Origin of the sequence: Tahibacter caeni (assembly GCF_024609805.1) — a bacterium.
In the GTDB taxonomy this organism is placed as follows: Bacteria; Pseudomonadota; Gammaproteobacteria; order Xanthomonadales; family Rhodanobacteraceae; genus Tahibacter; species Tahibacter caeni.
Map to the genome: position 1 here is coordinate 1 of NZ_JANFVR010000241.1, position 7,559 is coordinate 7,559.

Here is a 7,559-nt window from a genome sequence, read left to right on the forward strand (position 1 = left end):
CGGCCAGCGCGCCGGCCGGATCGATCGCGCCGGCGCGCAGCGGCTCGTTGGCCGCGCGGCGCACGAGCACGAGGCCGTTCGCACCGACCAGCGCGACGCCGCCGCCGCTGAGCTTCACGCCGCCGAGCAGGCTGAGCTCGGTGTCGGTCTTGAGCTCGCGCCAGCTGTCGCCGAGGTTGTCGGTCTCGAAGGCGTGGCCGCGCAGGCCGAACACGATCGCGCGCTGGCCCTCGAAGCCGATCGCGCCGAACATGGAGCCGTCGTACGGCAGCTTCATGCGCTGCCAGTTCGCGCCGTTGTCGCGCGAGCGCAGCAGGCTGCCGCGTTCGCCGGCGATCAGCAGCGAGCCGTCGCTGGTGCGCGCGATCGCGTTGAAATGCGGCTCGCTCTCGTCCTCGATCTTGAGTTCCTCTTTCGAGAACGTCCATTTGTCGCCGCCGCCCGCGGCGGACGCAGCGGCAGGCGTTGCCGTCGCCGCGTCGGACAGGATGTGCCGTTCGTTCCAGGTCGCGCCGCCGTCGCTGGTTTCGAGGAACAGGCTGTAGGCGCCGACCGCGAAACCGCGGTTCTCGTCGAGGAACAGCACGTCGAGCAGCGGCGCGCCGTGACGCGCGTTGTCGCCGGCGTTCGCGTCGGTCGGCGGCAGCCACGGATCGCGGCGCTGCACTTTCCAGTGCTCGCCGGCGTCCTCGCTCGCGAGGATCACGCCGTCGCGGCCGACGGCCCAGACCTTGCTGCCGGCGGTGCTGAGCGCGGTCAACGTCGCGCGCGTCGGCACGTCGGCGACCTGGCGCCAGTTGACGCGGTCGTCGGACAGGATCACTGCGCCGCGCTCGCCGACCGCGATCGCGCGGTTGCCCGATTCGGCCAGATCCAGCAGCAGCGACTGCGTCACGAGCGGCATGGGCTCGGCCATGCTGTTCACGGGCTCGGGCCAGGCGACTGCGGGCGCGGCATTCGCCATCGCCGCCGGCGCCGTCGCCGGTGTTTCGGCAGCCGCCGGCGCTGCTGCGGGCGCCGCCGCCGGCGCAGCGGATTCCTGCGCAACCGCAGCTCCGACTAGCAGCAGCGACGACAGCAGCAGGGCGCGCCACGACGGCGTTCCCGTGGTCAAGGATTCACGCGACAAACGTCCCATCAGCCAGCCCCTCGCAATGCGTGGGAAGCGCCCCTCCCGGCTCTCCCCTGGCGACGCGGAATGCGTCCGCGTCTTCGTTCGTTGTCGTTACGGCGCGCGTGCGGCGCGACCGGCTCGGCCGGCCGTCGCGACACTGGCGCCCGGCGGTTTTCGCAGCCCGCCGCGGCGTCGCCACCTTAGCGCAATCGCGGGCCGTCGCGGAATGGCTGCGGACGCTCGCGCAGCGCGCGCAACCTTCGCGCGCGCGACGCCGCGGACGCCTGCAGGCGCAGCGCCCGAAACGCGATCAGCCGCCCCGGACCGGCGGCGGCTGATCGGGATGCGCACGCGCGACGGCTTACTGGAAGCCGCGCTGACGCAGCGACTGCGGCGTGAACATGTCCGGCGTGGTCTGGTACGAGAAGTCGTACATCGCTTCCTGATTGTCGAGGCCCGACACGATGTAGCGGCCCGACTTGAGGTCGTGATGCGTCTCGAGCGTCGACCAGAACAGCGGCACTTCGTAGTAGTTCACGCTGGGCGCTTCCGAGTAGCGCCAGAGCTTGCCGGCCGAGTCGTAGTGGTCCATGACGAGGATCTGCCAGCTGTCCTCGTCGATGTAGAACGTGCGCCGCGGATTGATGTGGCGCTGGCCGGCCTTCAGGGTGGCCTCGACGATGTAGACGCGGTGCAGCTCGTAGCGCAGCAGGTCCGGATTGATGAAGCCCGGCTTGACGAGGTCGTCGACCTTGATCTTGTCGCTGTGCGCCTTGTACGAGTTGTACGGGACGTACATTTCCTTCTTGCCGACGAGCTTCCAGTCGTAGCGGTCCATCGCGCCGTTGTACATGTCGGTCTGGTCGTTCGTGCGCAGGCCGTCGGACGCGGTGCCCGGATTGTCGTAGGCGACGTTCGGGGCGCGGCGCACGCGGCGCTGACCGGGGTTGTACACCCAGGCCTGACGCGGCTCCTTCTTGGAGTCCAGGGTTTCGTGCACGAGCAGCACCTGACCGGCGAGGCGCGGCGGCGCGACCACTTCCTGATAGAAGTAGATCAGCACGTTGTTGATGTCTTTCAGCGTATTGCCCGGCTTGTAGTAGAGGCCGAGCAGCTCTTCCTTGATGCGCGTCAAGGTGTAGGCGCCGGTCGCCGTCGGCGCGGCCTGGTCGGCCCAGCGCAGGCCGGCGACACCCTTGAACTTCAGCTTGTGGTTCCAGATCGCCTCGTAGCCGGCCTTGACCGGATCCTTGTCGAGGATCGGGAACGGCACGCCTTCGGCCACGTTCGCGACGCCTTCGCCGTCGTCGACGAGCTCGCCGGTGGTCGCGTTCTTGATCGTGTACTCGTAGGTGCGCGCCGGATACGACGCGCTGCGGCGCGTCGGATACACGACCATCTTCCAGTTCTTGTACTTCTCGAACATGCCGATCTGGCCGGCGCCGATCTTGTCTCCGTAGTCCTTGTAGTTCTGCGCCGTGATCGTGAACAGCGGCTTGTCGTCGGCGTAAGGATCGGGATGGTGGTCGCCGACCTTGTAGCCCGACGGCGGCGTCGTGATGCCGCCCTTCCACTCGGGAATCGTGCCTTCCTTGTTGCCGGCGCGTTCGGCACCCATCGGCGTCAGCGGCGTGCCGGTGGCGCCGAGCTTGGCCGCTTCCTGCGGACTGACCTTGGCCAGCGCCGCGGTGGACACGAGCACCAACGCCACCAGAGCCGCCGTCCGGGTCTTCTTGAGCATCGTCATGTATTTCCCTCCCGCAGAAAACGCTTAGAACGAGTACTTGACCGAGAACGCGACGAAGTCGCGGTCGCTGATCAGGTTCAGATTGCCGGCGCCGAAGAAGTTCGTGTAGCTCAGATCGAAGGCCAGCTTGTTGAGATAGTTGGCTTCGGCGCCGAGCGTCACGGACTTGCGGTCTTCGATGAAGTTGCCGCCCGGTCCCGGCGTGATGCCGTTGACGTCGTGGTTGAACGCGATGCGCGGCGACAGCGTGAACGCGCTGCCGAAGGCGTTGTTGTAGTCCGCGCGCGCGGCGATGCGGTAGCCCCAGGAGAACGAGGTCGGGAAGCCGTCGACCTGGGTCTGCGGATTGCGCAGCGCACCGGAGGTCACGTCGTAGCCGCCGCCGGTGTCGGTGCCGTCGCCCTGATAGCGCAGCACGGACGGATCCGGCAGGTCCCAGATGTTCGTGAAGCCGACTTCGCCGACGAGCGAGATCTGGTCGGCCGCGAGGAAATTGCCCGGACCGAACACCTTCGTCGCGGTGACCTGCAGCTGCGAGATCTTGTGGCGTTCCCAGCCGCGGATCTCCTCGCCCGGCGCGTACTGGCCGAGCTGGCTGCCGAAGCGCAGGCCCGGCGCCGGGATCACGGCGTTCAGCGGGCTCAGTGCGGCGAACAGCAGTTCCACGTCGTCGATCTGCAGCGGAGCGTTCGGGCGGTAGGACAGTTCGCCCTGCAGCGCGATGCCAGAGCTTTCGAGCGGCGTGTTGAAGCTGACCGCGAACATGCGGATGTCTTCGGGATACTCGGCGAAATAGCGGCCCGAGGTGACCGCCGTGCTCGTGACCGCGCGGCCCGACAGCAGCGGCAGGCGGCTGTGGTAGTTCAGCGCGTAGAAGCCGAACTCGGTGTTGTTGAGCCAGTTGGCCAGATAGTTCAGGCGGAAGCCGTACTGGCCCGAGTCCTTCGCGAAGCGGTCCGGCGCGCGCGGCACGGCCGCGCCGCAGGCGGCCGGCTTCAGCGCGGCCGGCAGGTTCGGATTGTCGGTGCCGCCGGAGTTGTTGAAGCAGTAGCCGTAGTAGAAGTCAGGATTGATGACCGGCTGCGGGATCGTGCCGAAGTTCAGCATGACGTAGCTGCCGCCCAGCGTCGCGAAGTCGTTGGTCGAGAAGTAGGTGCCGGCCGGATCGGCCTCGGTCTGCTCGAACTCGAACAGGTACAGCGCTTCGGCCGACAGCGTGTCGGTCAGGTTGACCGAGCCCCAGATCATGTTGACCGGCAGGAACGCTTCCTTGAGCTCGGCGCCGGCGACGCGCAGCTTCGACACGTCTATCGGGTTGATGACGTTCGCGCCGCCCTGGATGAACGTGCTCTCGCCCCAGCTGACGACCTGCTGGCCGACGCGGACCGTCGCGCTGGTGTCGCCCACGTTGAAGTTGTGGAACACGAACGCGTCGAGGATCTTGGTGTCCTTGCCGACCTTTTCCTTGGCTTCGGAGGACAGGTCGTAGCGGCTCGCGTTCTCCCAGTCGTAGAAGCTGTAGCCGCGGAAGAAGGCGCCGGTGTTCGCGCCGTACATCAGGCTCAGTTCCACCGTGGCCTTGACGGCGTTGGTGAAGACGTCGCCGTCCTCCCACTTCATGTCGCCGTCGTCGCTGTTGACCGAGAAGCGGCCGCGCGCGGCGCGCTGCTCCGGGCTGCCGAGCGGCAGCTGGCCGATGGCCGGATTGAACTGGGACTTGCCGATCAGATCGTCGTCCTGCGAGGACACGCGCCAGGCGGCGCCCCAGGTCACGGTCGTGTTGACCGTGCCGTGGAAGCCGTCCTGGCTGCCGAACTCGACGGCCTGGGCCGGCACGACGGCAAGGGCGCCGAGCGCGAGGGCCACGGCCGCAGCGAGCGGGCGACGCGAGCCGCGGAAGTTGGTGTCGTTCTTCATGTGTGGATTCCCCAAGTTCCTGGTCGGTCGCTTATTGCGTTCTGATCACGGAGGTGTCGCTGACCTGCACGGCGCTGCCGCCGCTGACCAGCATGCTCGCCATCTGCTTCTGCATTTCCACCGTCGCCGCCGGCGAGGCGGTCGGGTCGAGCAGGGAGCCGTGGTTGCCCTGGGTGAAGCGCGTCGCGCCGCGCACGCCGGTAGCCGACTGGGTGGTCGCAGTGATCGAGCTCAGTCCCAGCGCGCGGATCAGCGCCTCGGTGCCGGCCAGCGGAGCGCCCGGCACGGTGTTCGGAATGACCTGGTCGGGCAGCACGGAACCGCCGCCGACGACTTCGTGCACGAGCACGCGCTTGGCGGCCAGCGCGAACGCCGTGTTCAGCGGATCGGCGCTGTCGACGGCCTGCTGGGCGGCGCCCATGAAGCGGTCGTAGTCCGGCGTGCCGGCGGTGACGCCGGCTGCGGCGAGACCGGCGCGGATGCGCGGACCGAACGTGGCCGAACCGTCGAGCAGGCGCGCGATGCCGCCGCCCGGCACGCTGAGCACGGCCGTGTTGATGGCCGGATCGAACGCCGCGAAGCTCGTGCCGATGATGCTGCCGAGCGACTGGCCGACGAAGCTGATGCGCGAACCGTCGAAGTCGGCGCTGGCGGCGCCGTCGTAGTTGATCGTCGGGACGGCCTTGGACAGCGAGAACAGGTCGACGATGCCCTGGCGCAGGTTGTCGCGCGAGGTCAGCAGGCTGCCGAGGTTGATCATGTGCGCGCCGGACGGATCCGGCTGGCCGTCGGGACAGATCGACTGGCCGGTCGGGCAGGCCGAGCCGTCGTTCTTGATCAGGTCGACGTTGAACGTGCGCTCGTGCGCGCCGGTCGCGGCCAGCGGCGTCGATTCGATGTTGAACGGATGGCCCGGCGGCAGGCCGTGCAGCGGAATGTCGATCGCGATGACCGCGAAGCCCTGCGAGGCGAGCGTCTGCGACACGGCGAACATGTCGGTGCGGTTGCGCGTGATGCCGTGCTGGTAGATCACGACCGGCCAGCCCTGATTCGGACGCGTCTTGCCCGACGCCGCATTCGGCACGGTCAGCAGCAGCGGAATCGTTTCGGTCTTGGTCGCGACCGGGAACGGATTGGCGAAAGTCACGTTGGTCGAGGTCGGCGACAGGCCGGCCGCGTTGAACGGCGGCACGTAGGCGCCCGGCGCAGCCTGCCAGAAGCCTTGCAGCACGGCGCCGGCCTGCGCCGTCGGCGTCGCGGCGGCCGGCGCCTTCAGGTAGTACGGCACGTCGATCGTGCCGATGAAGATGTCGGCGATCGGTGCGAGGCCGAGACCGATATCGCCGATCGTCTTGCCGGTCGGCGCGACGCGCGTCAGCGGCGCCGGCGACTGGCCGACCTTGCCGACGGCCGCCTGCAGCACCGGCGTGATGCCCTGCGTCGTGAACACCCAGCTCACGACGACCTTGTCCGGCGTGATGCCCTTGCTGTTGGCCGCGGCCAGGTGCGAATTGGTCAGCAGGCGCAGCGGCTCGAGCGAGCAGGCCGTCGCGGCCGGCAGCAGCGGCTCGGTCGAGGCGCCGTTGACGCAGAGCGGGCTGGTGCGCTTGGACAGGAAATAGGTCTGGTCCGGCGTCGCGTCGTTGCCGCTGTTGTCGGTCACGCCGGTCGTCACGATGGCCATGTAGCTCGTGAGCTGCTTCAGCGGCTTGGTCGGCACGATCGCGACGGTGCGGGCGGTCGTGTCCGACGGCGCGACGGCAGTGACGAAGTCGGTGTTCGCGGCGAGTTCGCGCACGATGCCGGTGACGCCGCCGCCGGGGCCGGTCAGGGTCACCTCGAACAGGCGGATCGTGTCGCCCGGCACGAGCGTGCTGGCCTTCGGCGCCGCGGAGAACTGCACCTGGCCTGGGCCGATCGTGCTCCAGCCGTCCAGCGCATTCACGGCGACCTGCGGGTCGGCGAAGTTGTTCGGATTCGCGACCGGGATGTTCAGCGTCAGGTCCGTCGTGCCCGACAGCAGCAGATTGTTCGGCAGCGGGATTACCGACGTGCTCGGATCGAAGCGGGCCGCGATGACGCCGGTGACGGGCGTGCCGTTGCCGTTGTTCGCCGGCGGCGTCGCGACGGCGCGGGGGCTGTTACTGCCGCCGCCGCACGCGGCGAGCAGCGCAGACGACAACGCCAGTGCCAAACTCTTTCGGGCCTGCATAGGAAGATTCCTTGGGAAAAGTGTGGATACGCGACGCTCACGTATCTTAGGGAGTTCAAACGCGCGTTGGCAACGTGGATTTAACGAACTGGCCGGGACAGTTTTTGCTGTTGCGACGCAGCAAAACTGCGCCGCAAGTTCATTTAATCCACATAGCTACTTTGTTTCATTTTTGGGTCCGACACGTCGCGCACGAACGCCTTCGTCGGCCTGCCAGCATCCGCTGGCTGGACGAAAATCGCGCGGCCGCAGACCGAGCAGGGTCTGCGCCGGTGCGTTGTCGGCGACCAGATCCTGCTTGAGGCGCTGCACCATTCCGCCGCCGCGGCCTGTGACGCGCATCACCAGACGCAGAAGTCCGGTCGGCAGCGGCAGTGGAAAGGTCGTCCCGTCGAGCCCGGCGCGGACCCGCGCGAGCATCTGCGCGTAGCTCAGCCGCTCGCCGCCGCCGAGCGGTACGACCCGCCCCGCCGCATTGCCCGCCAGCGCGGCCACGCAGGCCGCCGCGACGTCGTCGGCATGCACGGGCTGGCGCAGGCCGGTCGCGCCGGGGACGAGCGGAAACAGGC

Annotated in this window: 4 protein-coding genes and 1 pseudogene; all 5 read right to left on the minus strand. The window is 68.2% G+C overall.

Translation table 11 applies throughout. From position 1 onward, the window contains the following. The coding region (locus NON22_RS17330) for a WD40/YVTN/BNR-like repeat-containing protein (protein WP_257388201.1) at nt 1-916 on the minus strand (916 nt) is incomplete at its 3' end. 559 nt (nt 917-1,475) lie between these two features. After that, nucleotides 1,476-2,861, minus strand: coding sequence for a DUF1329 domain-containing protein (locus NON22_RS17335; RefSeq protein WP_257388202.1), 1,386 nt, complete (start codon nt 2,859-2,861; stop codon nt 1,476-1,478). Nucleotides 2,862-2,885: 24 nt separating this feature from the next. Beyond that, the gene (locus NON22_RS17340) at nt 2,886-4,778 is read right to left on the minus strand and encodes a DUF1302 domain-containing protein (protein ID WP_257388203.1); all 1,893 of its coding nucleotides are present in this window, start codon (nt 4,776-4,778) and stop codon (nt 2,886-2,888) included. 31 nt (nt 4,779-4,809) lie between these two features. Further along, a complete protein-coding gene (locus NON22_RS17345; protein WP_257388204.1) occupies nt 4,810-6,990 on the minus strand; it encodes an alpha/beta hydrolase in 2,181 nt (726 codons plus the stop codon). 156 nt (nt 6,991-7,146) lie between these two features. Further along, nucleotides 7,147-7,559 (minus strand): annotated as a pseudogene (locus tag NON22_RS17350) (hypothetical protein); the annotation flags it as partial.